The organism is Hansschlegelia zhihuaiae (assembly GCF_004103825.1).
GTDB lineage: Bacteria > Pseudomonadota > Alphaproteobacteria > Rhizobiales > Methylopilaceae > Methylopila > Methylopila zhihuaiae.
In genome coordinates this window covers 158,938-176,857 of sequence record NZ_RYFI01000007.1, presented here as the reverse complement: position 1 = coordinate 176,857, position 17,920 = coordinate 158,938, and the positions used below count along the sequence as shown (strand labels likewise).

Here is a 17,920-nt window from a genome sequence, read left to right as displayed (position 1 = left end):
CCGTCTCGCCAAGCTCACTCCGGTAGCCCTCATCCTCATAGCGCTGAATGTCTATTCAGCCGTGCCGGGACTGAAACAAAGCGCCATGCCTGCCGACATCGTCCTCGTCCCCTGCCTGTCCGACAATTACGCGGTGCTGATCAAGGACCCGGCGTCCGACTCGGTCGTCCTCGTCGACGCGCCGGAGGCGCCGCCGATCCGCAAGGCGCTCGACGACAAGGGCTGGCGGCTGACCGACATCCTGATCACCCACAAGCACGCCGACCACATCGGCGGGCTGACCGAACTCAAGGGCGAATACGGCGCGACCGTCTACGGGCCGAAGGGCGAGGCCTCGTCGATCCCCGGACTCGACCGGCCGCTCGACGAGGGCGACGCCGCCGAGATCGGGCCGTGGAGGTTCGAGACGATCGCGACGCCGGGCCACACCAAGGGCCATGTCGTGTTCTTCGAGCCGACGGAGAAATGGCTGTTCGCAGGCGACACGCTGTTCGTCATGGGCTGCGGGCGGCTGTTCGAGGACACTCCCGCCGCCATGTGGGACTCGCTGTCGAAGCTCGCGCGGCTGCCGAACGAGACGCAGGTCTGGTGCGGACACGAATACACGCTGTCCAACGCCAAGTTCTGCGCCTCGGTGCTGCCGCAGGATTCCGCGATCGGCGCCCGGCTCGCCAAGGTCGAGGCCGCGCGGGCCGAGCGGAAGCCGACCGTGCCGACCACGATCGGGGCCGAGAAGGCCACCAACGTCTTCCTGCGCGCCGCCGAGGACAAGGTGGCGGCGGCCGTCGGGCTTTCGGCCGACGATCCGGCCGCCGTCTTCGCGGAGCTGCGTGAGCGGAAGAACCGCGGATGAGCGCGATAGAGGCGCTTTCGGCCGCCGACGTCATCGCGCTGCTCGGCCTGCAGCCCCACCCAGAGGGCGGCCATTTTCTCGAGACCTTCCGGGACCCCGCGACCGACGCCGACGGCCGCTCGCGCTCGACCGGGATCTACTTCCTGCTGGCGGCCGGCGAGGTCTCGGCCTGGCACCGCGTGGACGCGGTCGAGGTCTGGCATTTCTACGCCGGCGGGCCGCTCGCGCTGACGCTCTCGGCCGACGGCCACGACGCCGAAACCCATCGCCTCGGCCTGAATCTTTCGGCGGGCGAGCGGCCGCAGCTCGTGGTGCCCGAGAACTGGTGGCAGGCGGCGGAGTCGCTCGGCGCCTGGACGCTGGTCGGCTGCACGGTCGCTCCGGCCTTCGAGTTCTCCGGCTTCGAGATGGCCCCGCCGGACTGGCGGCCGACGCCGCGCCCCTCAGGCGCCGGGTGACGCCGGCTCGGCGGTCCGCGGGCGCCGTCGTCCGAAGAGCGTCGCGACCAGGGCCCCGCCGACGATGAGCGCGCAGCCGCCGGCTAGCAACAGGCTCGCCTGCGCGTAGCCGAAGGCGACCAGCAGCAGCGTCGAGACCAGCGGCGCGGCGTAGGCCGCGACCCCGAGCGTCGCGACGTCGCCATGCTTCATCCCGACGTCCCAGGCGAAGAAGGCGAGCCCGACCGGCCCGAGGCCGAGGCCGAGGACGGCGAGCCATTCGCCCACGCCCGCGGGCCAGACGGTCGGCTCCAGCGCGAGGTGGCAGGCCGCTGCGAGCGCCGCGGTCGCGAGGCAGAAACCCGCCACCGCCTCGGTCGGGACCTTCGAGAACAGCCGCCCGGTCACCGAATAGGCCGCCCAGGCGACCGCGCAGGCGGCGGCCGACGCGTAGCCCGCCAGATGCTCGGTTTCGAACCCGAAGCCGCCCGAGCGCCCCCCGACCAGCAGGGCGGTGCCGGCGAGCCCGAGCGCCGCGCCCAGGATGTGGCGCCCCGCGAGTCGGCCGCCGGGAAGCATGGCCGAGAACAGCACGATCAGCAGCGGCCAGAGATAGGCCACGAGGCTCGCCTCGGCCGGCGGCGCGAGCTTCAGCGCCGTGAAGTAGAAGAAGTGGAAGCCGAACAATCCGCCCACGCCGTGCAGCCACACAAGCGGCGGCTGGCGCAGCGCCGCGAGGCCCGCGGGCCGGTTCGCCGCGACCGCAAGGCCGGCCGATCCGGCGATCGCGAAGGTCAGGGCCGTCAGCAGGAAGGGCGGCGTCGCGCCGGTCGAGGCGGTCAGCAGCGCAAGCGTCGACCAGAGCAGGATGGCGACGAGGCCGACGATGGTGGCGCGGGAGGAGGCCATGGCGCGGCTTCTATACGGGGCCGCGTCGCCCGCGTCAGCCGTCCCGGCTCAGCCTGACGTCGACCTCGCGGTCGACATAGGCCCACTCGTCGGTCTCGCGCAGCCGGCGCACCAGCGTTTCGAAGGCCTCGGCGTGCTCGGGCGCATACTCGAACCAGGTGAGGAAGTCGAAGGGCTCGCCGAGCTCGCGGCTGTGGTGCAGGCGTCTCGCGACGCCCGGCAGATAGTCGAGGCCGATCGCGATATGGCGCGAGCGTTCCTCCATGATGGCGCGGCGCTCGTCCTGCGCGAGCGCCCACCAGGCTTCGGTCTTGCGGATCGGGATCAGCGCCGCCCGGGTCGCGGAGGGGCGCGACAACCCTTCCTGGCGGGCGGCGAGCGCGTCGAGTTCGGATCTGCCGGCGTAGCGGGCGTTGCTGGTGGCGCCGCGCAGCGTGAAGGCTGCGCCGGCCTGCAGCATCGAGTCGCCTTCCGTCACGGACATCCGCTCGGCCTTGGGAATGCCCTCGCCGATGACGGGACGGACGTCGTCGACGCGCCATTCGCCTGACGGGCCGAACGCGAAGCTGACGTGAAGAGGACGCGGCATGCCACGATTACGAGGCCTGCCGCGCCCATGCGCAATCGGTCAGGACGTCTCAGGCGATGTACTGACCGCCATTGATGGTCAGCGTCGAACCGGTGATGAAGCCCGCGCCGTCGCCCGCGAGATAGACCACGGCGTCGGCGATCTCCTCGGCATGGCCGAGCCGTCCCACCGGGATCGTCGCGATGATCTGCTCGCGGACCTTCTCGGGCACCGCCATCACCATCTCGGTCGCAATGTAGCCCGGCGCGATCACGTTCACGGTGATCCCCTTCTTGGCGTTCTCCTGCGCGAGCGCCTTGGTGAAGCCGATCACGCCGGCCTTGGCGGCCGAATAGTTGGCCTGTCCCATTTGGCCCTTCTGGCCGTTGATCGAGCTGATGTTGATGATGCGGCCAAAGCCGCGCTCGCGCATGCCGTCGATGACGGGCCTGGTCATCGTGAACATCGAGTCGAGATTGGTCGACATCACCTCGCGCCACTGCTCGAAGGTCGCTTTGTGGAACATGCCGTCGCGGGTGATGCCGGCGTTGTTCACCAGGACGTCGACCGGGCCAAGCTCGGCCTCGACCTTCTTGATCCCGTCTTCGCAGGCCTTGGGGTCGCCGACGTCCCACTTGAACACGGCGATCCCATGCGCCGCCGTGAAGGCGTTCGCCTTCTCGTCGTTGCCGCCATAATTCGCGGCGACCGTGTAGCCGGCCTTCTTGAGCGCGATCGAGATCGCCTCTCCGATGCCCCGGGTTCCGCCGGAGACGAGCGCCACGCGCGCCATGTCAGTCCTCCCATGAAATCGCTGAAGCGACGGGCTTGTCGCCGCCCGTTCCGGGACGTGCGGGCCTGCGGGACCCGCGCGTCGAAAGCCCTGCTCAGTCGCGCTCGACGCACATGGCGATGCCCATGCCGCCGCCGATGCACAGCGTCGTCAGCCCCTTCTTGGCGTCGCGCTTGATCATCTCGTGCAGCAACGTCACCAGCACGCGCGCCCCGGAGGCGCCGATCGGGTGCCCGATCGCGATCGCGCCGCCATTGACATTGACCTTCGACGTGTCCCAGCCGAGATCCTTGTTGACCGCGCAGGCCTGCGCCGCGAAGGCCTCGTTGGCCTCGATTAGGTCGAGGTCGCCGACCGACCAGCCCGCCTTCTCGAGCGCCTTGCGCGAGGCCGGGATCGGGCCCGAGCCCATCAGCGACGGGTCGACGCCAGCCTGGGCCCAGCTCACGATGCGGGCGATCGGCTTCAGCCCCTTCGCGTTCGCGCGCGACGCCGAAGTCACCACCAGCGCGGCCGCGCCGTCATTGATGCCGGAGGCGTTGCCGGCCGTCACCGTGCCGTCCTTCGAAAACGCCGGACGCAGCTTGGTCATGGCGTCGATGGTCGCGCCATGACGGATGTACTCGTCGGCGTCGACGACGATGTCGCCCTTCTTGGTCGAGATCGTCACGGGCGTGATCTCGTCCTTGAACCTGCCGGCCTTCTGGGCGGCCTCGGCCTTGTTCTGGGAAGCCACCGCGAACTCGTCCTGCTGCTCGCGGGTGATCTGCCACTTCTGGGCGACGTTCTCGGCGGTCGTGCCCATGTGGTAGCCGTTGAAGGCGTCCCACAGGCCGTCCTTGATCATCGTGTCGATGAACTTGACGTCGCCCATCTTGGTGCCGGCGCGCATATGCGCCGCATGCGTCGACTGGCTCATGCTCTCCTGGCCGCCCGCGACTACGATGTCGCTGTCGCCCTGGGCGATCGCCTGCGCGGCGAGCGCGACGGCGCGCAGGCCCGAGCCGCACACCTGATTGACGCCCCAGGCTGCAGCCTCGATCGGGATGCCGGCCGCGACCGACGCCTGGCGCGCCGGGTTCTGGCCCTGCGCGGCGGTCAACACCTGGCCGAGGATCGTCTCCGAAACCTCCCTGGGATCGACTCCGGCGCGCTCCAGAGCGGCCTTGATCGCGATCTTGCCGAGTTCGTGCGCCGGAAGGCTCGACAGCCCGCCCGAGAACGATCCGACCGGCGTGCGCGCGGCTCCAACGATGACGACGTCGGTCTCGGACATGAAGGACACTCCTGATTTGGAGGATGCGGGCGGGACGGCCTGCAGGACGTGCGGTGAGATCGGTTAATGGGCGCCGGCCCGGTGAGCGTCAAGACGACCTTAAGTCGATGTGCCGCCCGGATTTCCGGCCGCATTTCGAAGGCTTCGGCCGAGATGCGAGACGTTTTGCGGGACGTGTAGATACGTCACCAAGACGGCGTCGTTCGGGCGAAAGCGCATGGCCGTTCCGCGCTCCGCCGAAGGTTCAACTCCGCACTGCACAAAAAAGTGGCCTGCAGCGCGAATTCGCCCTATCGTTCCGCCGCTTCGGGCATCCCGCGCCTGCGGGACGCCGCCGACGGCGTCCCGTTTGGGGAGACCACCGCGCATGGCGGGCAGCAACGATCCGACGACGATCAAGAAGTACGCCAACCGCCGGCTCTACAACACCGGCACGAGCACCTACGTCACGCTCGAAGACCTTGCCGCGATGGTCAAGAAGGGCGACGACTTCCAGGTCGTCGACGCCAAGACCGGCGACGACATCACCCACCAGGTGCTGACCCAGATCATCTTTGAACAGGAGAACAAGGGCCAGAACCTGCTGCCGATCAATTTCCTTAGGCAGCTGATCCGGTTCTACGGCGACTCGGTCCAGAGCTTCGTGCCCAAATATCTCGAGCTGTCGATGGGCGCGCTGACCCGCGACCAGGGCAAGATGCGCGAGGCGCTGTCCTCGCTTGGCGCGGCGGGGCCCTTCCAGAACGCGATGGAGGAGCAGATGCGCGCCAACGTCGCCATGATGGAGCGCGCCTTCCGGATGTTCTCGGTGTTTCCCGGCCAGCCGGGCGCCGAGACGCAGGAGCCGGCGGCCGCGCCCGAGGCGCCTCGCGAGACCCGCTCCCAGGGCGAGCTCGAGGAGCTGCGGCGCGAGATGGCGGAGATGCGCGACCTGATCGGCAAGATGGGCGCGGCCGGCAAGGGCTGAGCCGCCGGGAGCGGGGTCTTCGCGCCGAGGCGGTCCGCCCTAGCTCCCGCCGATGACCATGCTTGCAAACCCCCGTCCCCGCTGGCTGTCGCCGCGCTCGCTTGTAGCACTGGCGGCGGCGCTCGCGATCTGCTTCGGCGCGGCTCAACTGGGCTCGATCGCCACTCAGCCGAACCTCGCACCCTGGTACGCGGGTCTCGAAAAGCCCTGGTTCAACCCGCCCAACGTCGCGTTCCCGATCGCGTGGTCGATCCTGTTCGCCCTGATGGCTGTCGCGCTGTGGCGCGTCGTCATGCTGTCCGAGGGGGCCGCGCGGCGCTCTGCGCTGACGGCTTTCGCGGTCCAGCTCGGGCTGAACGCGCTGTGGTCCTTCGCGTTCTTCGCCGCCCGATCGCCGCTGCTCGGGATGATCGAGATCGTCCCGTTCTTTCTGAGCATCCTTTGGACGGTCGCGCGGTTTCGTCCCATCGACAGGGTCGCGGCGGCGCTGCTCTACCCTTATGTGGCTTGGGTGGCGTTCGCGGGCGTGCTGAACGCCGCGATCCTGGTGCTCAACGGCTGACGCCCCGGCCGCCAACCTGCAAGCGAGGCGCTTCGCCGATGGCTGACGCCATGTCCGGTTATCTCGTGCCGATCGCGATCGTCGCCGTCGCCATCGTGCTGGTGCTCGGCCTCGTCAACATGATGCGCGGCGGCGACATGAACACGTCGCAGAAGCTGATGCGCTGGCGCGTGATCCTGCAGTTCGTCGCGATCGTGGTGATCATGGCGACCATCTGGGTGATGGGCCAACGACCCTGATGGTCAAGCTCAACAAGATCTACACCCGCACCGGCGACGACGGCACGACGGGGCTGGCGGCCGGCCCGCGGCGCGCGAAGCACGATCTGCGGATCGAGGCGTTCGGCGTCGTCGACGAGACCAACGCCGCGATCGGCCTCGCCCGGCTCCACGCCGACCCCGAGACCGACGCGCTGCTCGCCCGCATCCAGAACGAGCTGTTCGACCTCGGCGCCGACCTTGCGACGCCCGACGACGGCAAGGACCTCGGCTACGAGCCGCTGCGGATCGTCGCCTCCCAGGTCGAACGGCTGGAAAGCGACATCGACGCCCTGAACGCCCGGCTCGAACCGCTCAAATCCTTCGTGCTGCCGGCCGGAACGCCGCTCGCCGCCCATTTGCACGCCGCGCGCACGATCGCGCGCCGGGCGGAACGGCTCATCACTGCGCTCGCCGAGCGCGAGCCGGTGTCCGAACCCGCGCGGCGCTACGTCAACCGGCTCTCGGACCTCCTGTTCGTCGCCGCGCGGGTCGCGAACCTCGCCGAGGGCGACGTGCTGTGGGCGCCCGGAAAGACACGCTGACAGGGATATTTGCGCCCGGACGCGATCAGGTTCTTTCGGGTCCGTCGCACGCTCGCCATACTTATTCGAGAGGGCGGACGAAAGGGCGGTTCCGCCGAACGAGATCTGACGCCGATGTTCGTCCCCATCCTGGACGACGCGCCGGTGCGCCGAATTCGGCGGCCATGGGTCACCTATGGCTTCATGGCGGCCTGCGCGCTCATCTTCGTGGTCTTCCAGTCCGGCTGGCTCGCGCCGGAGCGCGCCGGCGCCGCGGTGTCGTTCGGGCTGATCCCGAGCGTGCTGTTCGGCGAGGCGGTGCTGCCGGCCGACTATGCGATCGTGCCGGCCTGGGCGACGCTCGTGACCTCGCTCTTCCTGCATGGCGGCGCGCTGCATCTCGCCGGCAACATGCTGTTCCTCTGGGTGTTCGGCGACAATGTCGAGGACGATCTCGGCCATGCGCGCTACCTCGCCTTCCTGCTGCTGTGCGGGGTCGGCGCCGGGCTCGCCCATGCGGCCGGCGCCGCAAGCTCCGACGCGCCGCTGGTCGGGGCGTCGGGCATCGTGGCCGGCGTGGTCGCGGGCTATGTGATGCTGCATCCGCAGGTGAAGGTCTGGGTGCTGCTGTTCTACCGCCTGCCGCTCCGGCTCCGCGCCTTCTGGATCATCGGCGCCTGGATCGTGTTCCAGGCCGGCAACGCGCTGATCGCCGGCGGCGCGTCGCAGGTCGCCTGGTGGGCGCATGTCGGCGGGTTCCTCACCGGCGCGGCCCTCGTGGTCGCGCTGAAGCGGCCCGACGTCCGCCTGTTCGACCGCGACCTCAGGGCGCGCATCCAGCGCCGCGGGGAGCGGGCCGTGGAAGGTCCGGCCTGACCGGCGGCCGGTCCGCATCATGATCTCCGCCGGATCGCTCTCGTTGAGACTCTATCGCGGCTTCGCCGAGCCTGTGCGCGCGCTTGCTCTGCGCCGCTCGCGCCTCGCCGCCTTCGGCGTGTCGCCCTCCGACCCGCTGCCGATCGTCGCGATCGACCCCGGCCGCGTCCCGAGCTGCTCGCCCGGCTGCCGGTTCGACCCCAAGGCCCGCAGCGTCACGGTCGACCATTATCTTGAGCCGCCCGGCGGCGCGCCCGAGACGGGTCTGGCGCGCGCGCTCCGCGTCACGCCGACCGCGGTCGATCTCACCCGGTTCCCGGACTACGCCGCCTATGAGGCGCTCGTCAGGAAGCGGTCCTCCCGAACCCTGCCGAAGGCCCGCAAGGCGCGGGAGGCCGGGTACTCGGTCAAGCGCTTCGCGCTTTCGGGACACGTCTACGACGTGCACGCCGTGAAGACCTCGATGAAGACCCGCGCGGGCGGCCCGGTGCTGGACTATTGGTTCCTGAAGCCTGGCGACATCGCAGCCCCCGCCGACCGGCCCGCGAAGCTCAAGCGCCCGTCCTGCGACAACCATTGGACCCAATGGTGGGGCGTCTTCCTGCCGGAGCCGGGACATGCTCAAGGGGCGGTCGCGGTGGATGAGCGGCTGGTCGCCTATGTGAAGGTCAACCGCCGCGGCGGCGTGGTCCACTACGCCGACATCATGGGGCATGCGGACCATCTCGGCGCGAACGTCATGGTCCTGCTGCACCTCGAGCTGACGCGCTGGCTGCTCGACGGCGACGAGCCGATGGCCCGCGGCGTCCGGGCTGTGCTCTACGGCGCGCTCGAGCACGGCAGGGACGGTCTGCTGGTCTGGAAGAAGCGGGCGGGGTTCGAGCCGGTGCGGCTGGTGCGGGCGGCGCCGCAGGGTCAGGCGGGAGGCTCGCTCAAGGAGCGACCGCAGCCGGCCGGGTCACGGAATCCTTAGACTTTCGGACCTTTTCGCAGCGCACACTCGGCGTTGACTTGGCCCCGTGGCGGCACCTACTGTCCGCCGCTCTCGGCCGCCTGTTCTCAGGCGCGTCTCCGCCGCCCGCCGCGTTTCGCGTGGGCCCCGAGCGGACCAAAAAGCAGTTTCCCGAGGTGGACGCCCGATGAAGGTCTTGGTGCCGGTCAAGCGAGTTGTCGACTACAACGTCAAGATCCGGGTGAAATCCGACGGCTCGGGCGTCGAGCTTTCAAACGTCAAGATGTCGATGAACCCCTTCGACGAGATCGCCGTCGAGGAGGCGCTGCGGCTCAAGGAGGCCGGCAAGGCCGAGGAGGTCGTGGTGGTGTCGGTCGGTCCGGCGCAGGCCGCCGAGACGATCCGCACCGGCCTCGCGATGGGCGCCGACCGCGGCGTCCTGGTCAAGGTCGACGGTCCGGTGGAGCCGCTCGGCGTCGCCAAGATCCTCAAGAAGATCGTCGAGGACGAGAAGCCCGGCCTCGTGATCATGGGCAAGCAGGCGATCGACGACGACTGCAACCAGACCGGTCAGATGCTCGCAGCCCTGCTCGACTGGCCGCAGGGCACCTTCGCGTCCAAGGTCGCGCCCGACGGCGATGGCGTCTCGGTCACCCGCGAGGTCGACGGCGGCCTGCAGACCGTCTCGCTCAAGCTGCCAGCGGTGGTGACCACGGATCTGCGCCTCAACGAGCCGCGCTACGCCTCGCTTCCCAACATCATGAAGGCCAAGAAGAAGCCGATCGACGAGAGGTCCGCGTCCGACCTCGGCGTCGACGCAGCTCCGAGGCTCGAGATCCTGAAGACCTCCGAGCCGCCGAAGCGGCAGGCCGGCGCCAAGGTCGGCTCGGCCGCCGAGCTCGTCAGCAAGCTCAAGAACGAAGCCGGAGTGCTCTGACCATGGCGACCCTGCTGCTCGCGGACCATCACGAAGACACGCTCGGCGACGCCACCGCCAAGGCGCTGACCGCCGCGGTCCAGATCGGGACCCCGGTCCACATCCTCGTCGCCGGCAAGAGCCCGAAGGGCGCGGCCGAACAGGCCGCGAAGCTCGAAGGCGTCGAGAAGGTTCTGGTCGCGTCCGGCGACCACTACGCCCACGGCCTCGCGGAGCCCTTCACGGCGCTGATCATCGGCCTGATGGACGGCTATGACGCGTTGGTGTCGTCGTCTTCGACGACAGGGAAAAACATTCTCCCCCGCGTGGCCGCCAAGCTCGACGTCATGCAGGTCTCCGACATCTCGAAGGTCGAGGCGCCCGACACCTTCGAGCGTCCGGTCTACGCCGGCAACGCGCTCCAGATCGTGAAGTGCTCCGAGCCGAAGAAGATCGTGACGGTGCGCACCGCGGCCTTCCAAGCGACGGGCGAGGGCGGCTCCGCCGCGGTCGAGGAAATCTCGGCCGCCGAGGATCCCGGCCTGTCGAGCTTCGTGGGCGAGGAGCTCACCAAATCCGACCGGCCGGAGCTCGGCTCCGCCAAGATCGTGGTCTCGGGCGGCCGCGCCATGGGCTCGGCCGAGAAGTTCAAGGAGGTCATCGAGCCGCTCGCCGACCAGCTCGGCGCCGCGATCGGGGCCTCGCGGGCCGCGGTCGACTCGGGCTACGCCCCCAACGACCAGCAGGTCGGCCAGACCGGCAAGGTGGTGGCGCCGGAGCTCTATGTCGCGCTCGGCATCTCGGGCGCGATCCAGCATCTCGCCGGCATGAAGGACTCGAAGGTCATCGTCGCGATCAACAAGGACGAGGAGGCCCCGATCTTCCAGGTCGCCGACTACGGCCTCGTGGCCGACCTGTTCACCGCCGTGCCGGAACTCAGGGAAGAGCTCGCCAAGGCGGGCAAGTGAGCCCGGAGCGGCGCCGGCGCCGGGCCTCGACTTTGGTCGAGTGAGCCGACGCAGCGCTGGCGTTGTGCGGCGCGGCACGTAAGATCGCCCGGCCGCGCGCGGTTGGCATGCATAAGGACCATCGGAGCAATGCCGAGCAACATTCAGAAGATCGGCGTCATCGGCGCCGGCCAGATGGGAAACGGCATCGCCCATGTGTGCTCGCTCGCGGGCCTCGACATCGTGCTGAGCGACGTCACGCTCGAGCGCGCCGAGACGGGCCTGCACACCATCGACGGCAACATGCAGCGCCAGACCGGCAAGGGCGCGATCACCGACGCCGACCGCAAGGCGGCGCTCGCGCGCATCACGCCGGTCGAGGGCCTGAAGGGCTTCGACGAGTGCGACATCGTCATCGAGGCCGCGACCGAAGACGAGCAGGTCAAGCGGAAGATCTTCACCGAGCTCTGTCCGCTGATCAGGCCCGAGACCATGGTGGCGACCAACACCTCGTCGATCTCGATCACCCGGCTCGCCGCCTCGACCGACCGGCCGGAGCGCTTCATCGGCATTCATTTCATGAACCCGGTGCCGCTGATGCAGCTCGTCGAGCTGATCCGCGGCATCGCGACCGAGGACGAGACCTTCGACAGCGCCAGGCAGCTGATCGACAGGCTCGGCAAGACGGTCGCGGTCTCCGAGGACTTCCCGGCGTTCATGGTCAACCGCATCTTGCTGCCGATGATCAACGAGGCGATCTACACGCTCTACGAGGGCGTGGGTTCGGTCGACGCCATCGACACCGCGATGCGGCTCGGCGCCAACCACCCGATGGGGCCGCTCCAGCTCGCCGACTTCATCGGCCTCGACACCTGCCTCTCGGTCATGCAGGTGCTGCATGAGGGGCTGGCCGACCCGAAATACCGGCCTTGCCCGCTGCTCGTGAAATATGTCGAGGCCGGCTGGCTCGGCCGGAAGACCCAGCGCGGCTTCTACGACTATCGCGGCGAGCACCCGGTCCCCACGCGCTGATCCGGGCGGGTTTCCGCGCGGGCGTTAAAGATCGATTGAGGGGTTGAGCGCCATCCTGCGCCGGATCGCCGCCGCAGGAGGGCAGAAAATGGACGTCTCGTCGCTCGCCGCCTCCGCGGTCGCCTCGTCCGCGGGCCAGACCCGCGACGGTTTCGCGATCGCCGCGATCAAGATCAACAACCAGCAGACCGAGATGATCGCCGACATGGTCGCCCAGTCGGTCGAAACCTCGAAGGCGCTGACCGCGCCTGGCGTAGGCGAGTCGCTCGATAGGGTGGCCTGAGCGAGCTCTTCCGAGTTTTTGGTTTGGTGAAGCGGGCTACCAGCTTTGGGTCCTTATGGAAAAGGTTCCATGCCGAGAGTGTGGCGCGCTGATACTGCCGACGACCGCCGAAGACACCGGCGGCGTATGCATGGCGTGCAAGCGAGGCATCAGGAAGAGCCTCGAGGCGTCCCGAGCCTACTATGACAGCTTGAAGGCGTATGACCCAGCACGAGAACTCTGGACGTTCTTGGTCAAGAGAAGTTCTGACGACCGCGGCCTCGCGTCTTTGTCCAAGGAGGAGAGAGTATATTTCGCAATAAATCTGCTGGAGAAAGAGGTGTATAATGGTGGATTTGATCAGTATTTCTTTAATAGCTCAAGTGATTACAATTGGATTGCCGTTGAAGGGTTAAGAGAGATTAGAGCGTTGCAGTCGCTCAAGCTCGTCCGAGAGGCAGCAAATACGTTGTTTGGCCGAGACGGCCCTCCAGCCGATCAAGCGGATCGTTGGCGGATCATGAGTTCAAAAGCTCCTCACCTGTCACAGCAACATAGGAGAGAGTCACACTTAGATCGCCTAGACAAGGAATTCTATAAGGATCCCGACCAGCTTGGAGAGCGTTTAACCGCCTATGCCAAACAGCATGGACTGGTCAGTCGATGCGAGCGCGGTACACACTGACACCTCGGACGTTCGAATATTTGGTGATCGCTGGAAGCAGCTTTTTGCTTGTCGCGGGAACCGCGGTCGCACAAAGAATGCACCTCCTGCCGCTGATGAAGGCGTAAAGGGCGGCGTCTCGACGCACGCAGGACCACGCCGTGCGGCTTGCTCTGCGCTCAGACCATCAGCCCCTTGGCCGGCGCGATTCGTTCGCTGCCCGGGAACACCTTGTCGGCCAGAACGCCGGCCGGCACGCCGAGGTGGTCGGCGAGCACGCCCTTGAGGATCGCGCGCAGGTCGGTGGTCGGCGCGAGGTCGCGGCCCTCGAAGAGATCGCGCTCCTTCAGGCCCGGCCAGTCGGCGATCACGCGGCCGCCCTTGACCGCCCCGCCGAGCAGGAACGCGACCGTGCCGTTGCCGTGGTCGGTGCCGTCCGCGCCGTTCTCGCGGGCGGTGCGGCCGAACTCCGTGATCACCACGACGGCCGTGTCCTTCCAGGCGTCGGCGAGGCCCGTGCGCAGGCTGTCGAGCGCGAGGTCGAGGCCGCCGAGCAGCTGGGCGAGCCGGCCGTCGCCCGCGCCCTCCTTGGTGTGGGTGTCCCAGCCGTCATAGCTCAGCGCCGCCACCCTCGGGCCGCCGGAGCCGGCCATCAGCCGGGCGCAGCCCTGGGCGAGCTGCACGAAGTTCTGCTGGAGCCGGCTCAGGCCGGGGGCCGCGCCCGTCTCCTTGTTCCCGACAGTCGCCATGCGGTCGATCTCGATCCCGGCCTCGAGCGCCTTGGCGAGCTCCGGATCACGCGCGGCGTAGAGCGCGGCGAGCCGGTCGATCGTGTCGGCCTTGGCGGTGTCGAGCCTCGGCGGAACCCAGGACACGGTTGGGGAAGGTCCACGAAGGATGAGCGGCACGCTCGCGCCGATCCCAAGGCCCTTCACCGGCTGAGCGCGCCCGGCCGCCGGCATCGCCGCGACCGCGCGGTTCAGCCAGCCTGTGTCGAGCGCCTTGGCCGAGGAGGTGCCGTTCTCGAGGGCGTCCTGGCCGTCGAAATGCGAGCGGTCGCGATAGCCCGTCGCGACCGCGTGGACGACCAGCGCCTCGCCGCGCTTCACCATGGCGTGGAGCCGCGAGAGGCCGGGATTGAGCGCGAATGTGTCGTCGAGCTTGAGCGCGCCGTTCGGTCCCGCGAGCTTGAGCGCGATGTCGGGCCTGAGACCCTCATAGGACGGGTCGCCGACCGGCGGCACGGCCGACAGCCCGTCGAGCGCGCCGCGCAGGATCACGACGACCAGGCGCGGATCGCGCGCCCCGGCCGCGGAAGCCATGCGCGGCAGCATCAGGGCCGCGGTCAGCGAGCTCATGCCGGCCAGGAAGAGGCGGCGGTCGCAGCAGACGAGGGAATCCCGGTCGCGGATGTCGGTCATGGTCATCTCCGCTGCATCTCGGGGCTCATGAGCAGCAAAGCGAGCGCCTGCTCCCTTGAGCCCGCGCGCTTCACCGCGGTCCTGGTCTCGTCGCTCATGACGCCGCCGAGCAGATCCTCGGCGAGCCCGTTGGGGTCGACGTCGTCGGCGCGCTCGCGCGCGATGTCGACCGCGAGGTCGAGCCGGTTGGTCTGCGCGTCGGGCGCGATCCAGTCGCGGCCGAGCAGCGAATAGCCCTTGGGCGAGGTCGCGCCCCAGAAGGGCTGGCCCAGCGTCTTCAGGCCCTTGGTCAGCAACTCCGGCTCGACGCCCGCGCCGCAGGCGCGCAGGCTCGCGAACACGAACTCCTGCGGCGAGCGCATCTTCATGCGTGGGGCGTCCCAAGCTTCGTCGGAGGAGATCAGAGCGAGCGACACCTCCTTGAGGTCGCCGTCGGTTTCGCGGAAGGTCCGGGCGAGCCGGTCGACCAAAGCGGGCGGCGGATCGTCGGCCACGAAGGCGGTGGCGAGCCGGCGGGCCACATGGGTCGCGGTCGAAGGCTTGCGCGCGAGGTCGGCGAGGATCGCCTCGCCCTGCTCGACCCCGTCCTGCTTGTAGACCTTGCCCATCACGGTCTGGGGGCCGGGCTCGTGCGCCCGGTCGTCGAACTCGAAGGCGCCGTGGTTCTTCGCGTCCGGCCGGCGCACGCGCCGCCAGCCGGTCAGCGCCTTGGCGAGCGCGATCACGTCCTCCTGCCGGTAGCCGCCGTCGACCCCGACCGTGTGGAGCTCGAGCAGCTCGCGGGCGTGGTTCTCGTTGAGCCCCTTGTTGCGCCGCTCGCCAACCTCGCTCTTCGGGCCGAAGGAGGTGTCGTTGTCGAGATAGATCAGCATCGCCGGATGCCGGGTCGCGGCGAGCAGCATGTCGGAGAAGCGGCCGAGCGCATGCGGCCTGATCGCCTCGCGCTCGAAGGCGCCGGCGATCCAGCCGACATAGACGCCGCCGCGCGACGACACGGTGAAGTGGTTGCCCCAGAACTGGACGAGCCGCTCCACGAAGCCGACATCGACCTTGCGCGCATGGACATAGCGGGCGGCCGCCTCCTCGCCGAGCGGCGAGCGCGGCGGGTCGGGCAGGTTGGCGGCGGCCGCCTGCCGGCGACGCTTCTCGCCCTCCGAGCCGCCCTTCATGTCCTCGCGGGCGGCCTTCCGGCGGTCCATGCCGCCGCCCATGTCCATGTCGTCGTCCGAGCCGCGCTTCGCGGAGGCAGGCTCGGGCTTCGCGTCCTTCTTCTCGGGCGGCAGCCGGCCCTCGGCCCGCATCATGTCGGCCACGACCTGGCGCGTGCCCTTGATCTCGCGGCCGTTGCGCATCGCCCGGATGGTCTTGCGCTCGATGAAGTTGCGGGCGCTCTCCTCGGTCGAGACCAGATAGGGGTCGCGCAGCAGCGCGGCGTCGCGCGCCAGAAGCTCGGCCTTCGCGGCGCCGCGCGGGTCGCTGGCGATCCGCGCCACGTCGCCCGGGCGGGCTCCGAGGCCGAAGCGGCTCAGCGCGATCTGGGCCTCGAACAGCTCCCGGTCGGCGGGTCGGACTGTCATGGCGCGCGCTCCAGGAGGCGTCGGGTCATGTCGGTCATAGGCGGCATGATAGGCGCTCCGCTCGTCTCGCGCGACGCACGATGCCGATAGGCCCTTCGCGCGATCGGCTTCCGACCGCTGAAACGCGCCGCGGCGGGGCGCCCTGCGATCACCTGTGGAAAGGCCGCGGTTCGGGCCTCCCGATCGGGAGCGAGCGCCGCTCTCCGCCGCCTGCTGCACCGTTCCTTAACGCTGATCTCCATTAACTGAGGGCGGTGATCGGCGGCTGGAGGCCGCCTGGAATTGAGGTCAGTCATGCGTTTTTCAGGCCGTCCGCCCGCTTCCGACGAGACCGCGCAAGGGGCGGCCGCCGCAGCCGGGACGCGGCCTTCGGTGCGTTCGGTCCGCACGCCCGACAGCGTGCTGAAGGCGCGGCGCGCCCGCACCGGCGCCGAGCCCGAAGCGATGGGCGATTCGGTCGCCGCGCGGCCGCGCCAATGGCCCGAGCCGAACGCGACGCCGAGCTGGCTGCAGCCCTTCGCCAGCGGCCCGAACACCCGCTTCACCCGCACCCCCGACAGCATTCTGCGCGGCCGCCAGCGCGTGCCCGAGGGCGCAGAGGAGGCCCAGCCGATTGATCCGCAGACGGCCGCCGACGCGATCGCCGGCATGGCGTTTCCGGGCGTGCGGCGGCCGCGCATCGCGCCCGAGCCGATCCGACGGCTCGCCGAGGCGATCCAGATCGGCGATGGCGACGTCGCGCCGCAGCCCGTGGAGCAGGACAACGACCCGCGGACGGAGGTCGACGCCGCCCCGCAGGCCCGCGAGGCCGATGTGGTCGGCTCTGTGCTGACCGGCTCGCTCGGGCAGCCCTTCACGAGCTTCGCGCCCGTGACCTATCGCGCGACCTTCGACTGGGGCGGCGAACGGGCGGCTACGCCCGCGCCGGTCCGCCGGCGTCCGGCCGCGACGTCGGAGCAGAGCGAGATCGAGGCCCCGAAGCCTGCGCCCGCCATCCAGCCTGCGCCTCCGCCGGCTCCTGCCTCCCAGCCTCTCGCCCGGCCCCGCGCCGAGCCCGCGCTGCGCCCCCACGCCGCGGCCGCGGCCCGTCCGCCCGTCAGCGCCGCCTACCAGCCGCCCTCGCTCGATCTCCTGACCATGCCGACGGACTCTGAGCCGTCGCCCGAGCATTCCGAGGAGGCGCTCGAGAAGAACTCGGTCAAGCTGCAGCAGACGCTGCAGGATTTCGGCGTCCGTGGCGAGATCATCGACGCCAATCCCGGGCCCGTGGTCACGCTCTACGAGCTCGAGCCCGCGCCCGGCGTGAAGTCGAGCCGGGTCATCGCGCTCGCCTCCGACATCGCGCGTTCGATGAGCGCGAAGTCGGCGCGCGTCGCGGTGGTCGAAGGGCGCAACGTCATCGGCGTCGAGCTGCCCAACGCCCGGCGCGAGACCGTCTATCTGCGCGAGCTGCTGGAGAGCCCCGCCTTCAGCGGCACCCAGCACAAGCTGCCGGTCTGCCTCGGCAAGACGATCGGCGGCGAGCCGGTCATCGCCGACCTCGCCCGCATGCCGCATCTGCTGGTCGCCGGCACCACGGGTTCGGGCAAGTCGGTCGCGATCAACACCATGATCCTGAGCCTGCTCTACCAGCACTCGCCGGAAAAATGCCGGCTCATCATGGTCGATCCCAAGATGCTGGAGCTCTCGGTCTATGAGGGCATCCCGCACCTTCTGACCCCTGTCGTCACCGACCCGAAGAAGGCGGTGATCGCATTGAAATGGGCGGTCCGCGAGATGGAGGACCGCTACAGAAAGATGTCGAAGCTCGGCGTCCGCAACATCGACGGCTTCAACGCAAGGGCGGCCGAAGCCAAGGCGCGCGGCGAGACGGTGGTGCGGCCGGTGCAGACCGGATTCGACAAGGAGACCGGCCAGCCGACCTATGAAGACGAGGTCATGGACCTGACCGCGCTTCCCTACATCGTGGTCATCGTCGACGAGATGGCCGACCTGATGATGGTCGCAGGGAAAGACATCGAAGGCGCGATCCAGCGGCTCGCCCAGATGGCGCGCGCCGCAGGCATCCACATCGTGATGGCGACCCAGCGGCCGTCGGTCGACGTCATCACGGGCACCATCAAGGCG

20 protein-coding genes are annotated in these 17,920 nt (G+C 69.1%); 14 read left to right on the top strand and 6 right to left on the bottom strand.

From position 1 onward, the window contains the following. Positions 1 to 85: 85 nt before the first annotated feature. Together gloB and EK403_RS09330 are read left to right on the top strand one after the other, a co-directional pair. Complete coding sequence (gloB, locus tag EK403_RS09335) at positions 86 to 853, top strand: hydroxyacylglutathione hydrolase (protein ID WP_128777222.1); 768 nt, start codon at positions 86 to 88, stop codon at positions 851 to 853. Then, positions 850 to 1,311, top strand: a complete 462-nt coding sequence (locus EK403_RS09330; RefSeq protein ID WP_128777221.1) for a cupin domain-containing protein — start codon at positions 850 to 852, stop codon at positions 1,309 to 1,311. Before gloB ends, EK403_RS09330 begins: the two co-directional genes overlap by 4 nt. Here EK403_RS09330 and yddG read toward each other — a convergent pair. The 4 genes from yddG to EK403_RS09310 form a co-directional block, all read right to left on the bottom strand. Then, positions 1,297 to 2,199, bottom strand: a complete 903-nt coding sequence (gene yddG / locus EK403_RS09325; protein ID WP_128777220.1) for an aromatic amino acid exporter YddG — start codon at positions 2,197 to 2,199, stop codon at positions 1,297 to 1,299. The two genes, EK403_RS09330 and yddG, sit on opposite strands and share 15 nt — an antisense overlap. Positions 2,200 to 2,233: 34 nt before the next feature. Continuing rightward, a complete protein-coding gene (locus EK403_RS09320) occupies positions 2,234 to 2,788 on the bottom strand; it encodes a chlorite dismutase family protein (RefSeq protein WP_128777219.1) in 555 nt (184 codons plus the stop codon). Between the two features lie 49 nt (positions 2,789 to 2,837). Continuing rightward, the gene (gene phbB, locus EK403_RS09315) at positions 2,838 to 3,560 is read right to left on the bottom strand and encodes an acetoacetyl-CoA reductase (protein ID WP_128777218.1); all 723 of its coding nucleotides are present in this window, start codon (positions 3,558 to 3,560) and stop codon (positions 2,838 to 2,840) included. Between the two features lie 94 nt (positions 3,561 to 3,654). Beyond that, entirely contained in the window at positions 3,655 to 4,836 is a 1,182-nt protein-coding gene (locus tag EK403_RS09310; protein WP_128777217.1) for an acetyl-CoA C-acetyltransferase, read from the bottom strand. A 367-nt stretch (positions 4,837 to 5,203) separates the two neighbouring features. Between EK403_RS09310 and phaR the strand changes: the two genes are divergently transcribed. The 11 genes from phaR (at position 5,204) to EK403_RS23595 (ending at position 12,816) form a co-directional block, all read left to right on the top strand. Next, on the top strand, positions 5,204 to 5,803 hold the full coding sequence (phaR, locus tag EK403_RS09305; RefSeq protein ID WP_128777216.1) for a polyhydroxyalkanoate synthesis repressor PhaR: 600 nt from the start codon (positions 5,204 to 5,206) through the stop codon (positions 5,801 to 5,803). Between the two features lie 52 nt (positions 5,804 to 5,855). Then, a complete protein-coding gene (locus EK403_RS09300; protein WP_128777215.1) occupies positions 5,856 to 6,365 on the top strand; it encodes a TspO/MBR family protein in 510 nt (169 codons plus the stop codon). Positions 6,366 to 6,403: 38 nt separating this feature from the next. Next, positions 6,404 to 6,604: a twin transmembrane helix small protein gene (locus EK403_RS09295; protein ID WP_128777214.1), complete on the top strand. Its 201-nt coding sequence runs from the start codon at positions 6,404 to 6,406 to the stop codon at positions 6,602 to 6,604. Then, the gene (locus EK403_RS09290) at positions 6,604 to 7,167 is read left to right on the top strand and encodes a cob(I)yrinic acid a,c-diamide adenosyltransferase (RefSeq protein WP_128777213.1); all 564 of its coding nucleotides are present in this window, start codon (positions 6,604 to 6,606) and stop codon (positions 7,165 to 7,167) included. Before EK403_RS09295 ends, EK403_RS09290 begins: the two co-directional genes overlap by 1 nt. A gap of 114 nt (positions 7,168 to 7,281) precedes the next feature. Continuing rightward, a complete protein-coding gene (locus tag EK403_RS09285) occupies positions 7,282 to 8,022 on the top strand; it encodes a rhomboid family intramembrane serine protease (protein WP_128777212.1) in 741 nt (246 codons plus the stop codon). A gap of 43 nt (positions 8,023 to 8,065) precedes the next feature. Beyond that, positions 8,066 to 8,995, top strand: coding sequence for a hypothetical protein (locus EK403_RS09280; RefSeq protein WP_128777211.1), 930 nt, complete (start codon positions 8,066 to 8,068; stop codon positions 8,993 to 8,995). A 166-nt stretch (positions 8,996 to 9,161) separates the two neighbouring features. Beyond that, the gene (locus EK403_RS09275) at positions 9,162 to 9,911 is read left to right on the top strand and encodes an electron transfer flavoprotein subunit beta/FixA family protein (RefSeq protein ID WP_128777210.1); all 750 of its coding nucleotides are present in this window, start codon (positions 9,162 to 9,164) and stop codon (positions 9,909 to 9,911) included. Between the two features lie 2 nt (positions 9,912 to 9,913). Then, positions 9,914 to 10,858 (top strand): electron transfer flavoprotein subunit alpha/FixB family protein, encoded by a 945-nt coding sequence (locus EK403_RS09270; RefSeq protein ID WP_128777209.1) that lies wholly within the window; start codon positions 9,914 to 9,916, stop codon positions 10,856 to 10,858. Positions 10,859 to 10,987: 129 nt separating this feature from the next. Then, positions 10,988 to 11,869, top strand: coding sequence for a 3-hydroxybutyryl-CoA dehydrogenase (locus tag EK403_RS09265; protein WP_128777208.1), 882 nt, complete (start codon positions 10,988 to 10,990; stop codon positions 11,867 to 11,869). 88 nt (positions 11,870 to 11,957) lie between these two features. Continuing rightward, positions 11,958 to 12,152, top strand: coding sequence for a hypothetical protein (locus tag EK403_RS09260; RefSeq protein ID WP_128777207.1), 195 nt, complete (start codon positions 11,958 to 11,960; stop codon positions 12,150 to 12,152). 55 nt (positions 12,153 to 12,207) lie between these two features. Further along, positions 12,208 to 12,816, top strand: coding sequence for a DMP19 family protein (locus EK403_RS23595; RefSeq protein WP_342633778.1), 609 nt, complete (start codon positions 12,208 to 12,210; stop codon positions 12,814 to 12,816). A 158-nt stretch (positions 12,817 to 12,974) separates the two neighbouring features. On the opposite strand, the gene EK403_RS09250 is transcribed toward EK403_RS23595, so the two are convergent. Both EK403_RS09250 and EK403_RS09245 read right to left on the bottom strand, forming a co-directional pair. Continuing rightward, on the bottom strand, positions 12,975 to 14,222 hold the full coding sequence (locus EK403_RS09250; protein ID WP_128777205.1) for a DUF1501 domain-containing protein: 1,248 nt from the start codon (positions 14,220 to 14,222) through the stop codon (positions 12,975 to 12,977). Next, the gene (locus EK403_RS09245; protein ID WP_128777204.1) at positions 14,219 to 15,793 is read right to left on the bottom strand and encodes a DUF1800 domain-containing protein; all 1,575 of its coding nucleotides are present in this window, start codon (positions 15,791 to 15,793) and stop codon (positions 14,219 to 14,221) included. Before EK403_RS09245 ends, EK403_RS09250 begins: the two co-directional genes overlap by 4 nt. Positions 15,794 to 16,087: 294 nt before the next feature. Here EK403_RS09245 and EK403_RS09240 point away from each other — a divergent pair. Further along, the coding region (locus EK403_RS09240; protein WP_245479607.1) for a DNA translocase FtsK at positions 16,088 to 17,920 on the top strand (1,833 nt) is incomplete at its 3' end.

Bases quoted from the DNA above. Each gene is read 5' to 3' on its own strand.
- gloB (WP_128777222.1), top strand. From the start codon at position 86: ATGCCTGCCGACATCGTCCTCGTCCCCTGCCTGTCCGACAATTACGCG.
- EK403_RS09330 (WP_128777221.1), top strand. From the start codon at position 850: ATGAGCGCGATAGAGGCGCTTTCGGCCGCCGACGTCATCGCGCTGCTC.
- yddG (WP_128777220.1), bottom strand. From the start codon at position 2,199: ATGGCCTCCTCCCGCGCCACCATCGTCGGCCTCGTCGCCATCCTGCTC.
- EK403_RS09320 (WP_128777219.1), bottom strand. From the start codon at position 2,788: ATGCCGCGTCCTCTTCACGTCAGCTTCGCGTTCGGCCCGTCAGGCGAA.
- phbB (WP_128777218.1), bottom strand. From the start codon at position 3,560: ATGGCGCGCGTGGCGCTCGTCTCCGGCGGAACCCGGGGCATCGGAGAG.
- EK403_RS09310 (WP_128777217.1), bottom strand. From the start codon at position 4,836: ATGTCCGAGACCGACGTCGTCATCGTTGGAGCCGCGCGCACGCCGGTC.
- phaR (WP_128777216.1), top strand. From the start codon at position 5,204: ATGGCGGGCAGCAACGATCCGACGACGATCAAGAAGTACGCCAACCGC.
- EK403_RS09300 (WP_128777215.1), top strand. From the start codon at position 5,856: ATGACCATGCTTGCAAACCCCCGTCCCCGCTGGCTGTCGCCGCGCTCG.
- EK403_RS09295 (WP_128777214.1), top strand. From the start codon at position 6,404: ATGGCTGACGCCATGTCCGGTTATCTCGTGCCGATCGCGATCGTCGCC.
- EK403_RS09290 (WP_128777213.1), top strand. From the start codon at position 6,604: ATGGTCAAGCTCAACAAGATCTACACCCGCACCGGCGACGACGGCACG.
- EK403_RS09285 (WP_128777212.1), top strand. From the start codon at position 7,282: ATGTTCGTCCCCATCCTGGACGACGCGCCGGTGCGCCGAATTCGGCGG.
- EK403_RS09275 (WP_128777210.1), top strand. From the start codon at position 9,162: ATGAAGGTCTTGGTGCCGGTCAAGCGAGTTGTCGACTACAACGTCAAG.
- EK403_RS09270 (WP_128777209.1), top strand. From the start codon at position 9,914: ATGGCGACCCTGCTGCTCGCGGACCATCACGAAGACACGCTCGGCGAC.
- EK403_RS09265 (WP_128777208.1), top strand. From the start codon at position 10,988: ATGCCGAGCAACATTCAGAAGATCGGCGTCATCGGCGCCGGCCAGATG.
- EK403_RS09260 (WP_128777207.1), top strand. From the start codon at position 11,958: ATGGACGTCTCGTCGCTCGCCGCCTCCGCGGTCGCCTCGTCCGCGGGC.
- EK403_RS23595 (WP_342633778.1), top strand. From the start codon at position 12,208: ATGGAAAAGGTTCCATGCCGAGAGTGTGGCGCGCTGATACTGCCGACG.
- EK403_RS09250 (WP_128777205.1), bottom strand. From the start codon at position 14,222: ATGACCATGACCGACATCCGCGACCGGGATTCCCTCGTCTGCTGCGAC.
- EK403_RS09245 (WP_128777204.1), bottom strand. From the start codon at position 15,793: ATGACAGTCCGACCCGCCGACCGGGAGCTGTTCGAGGCCCAGATCGCG.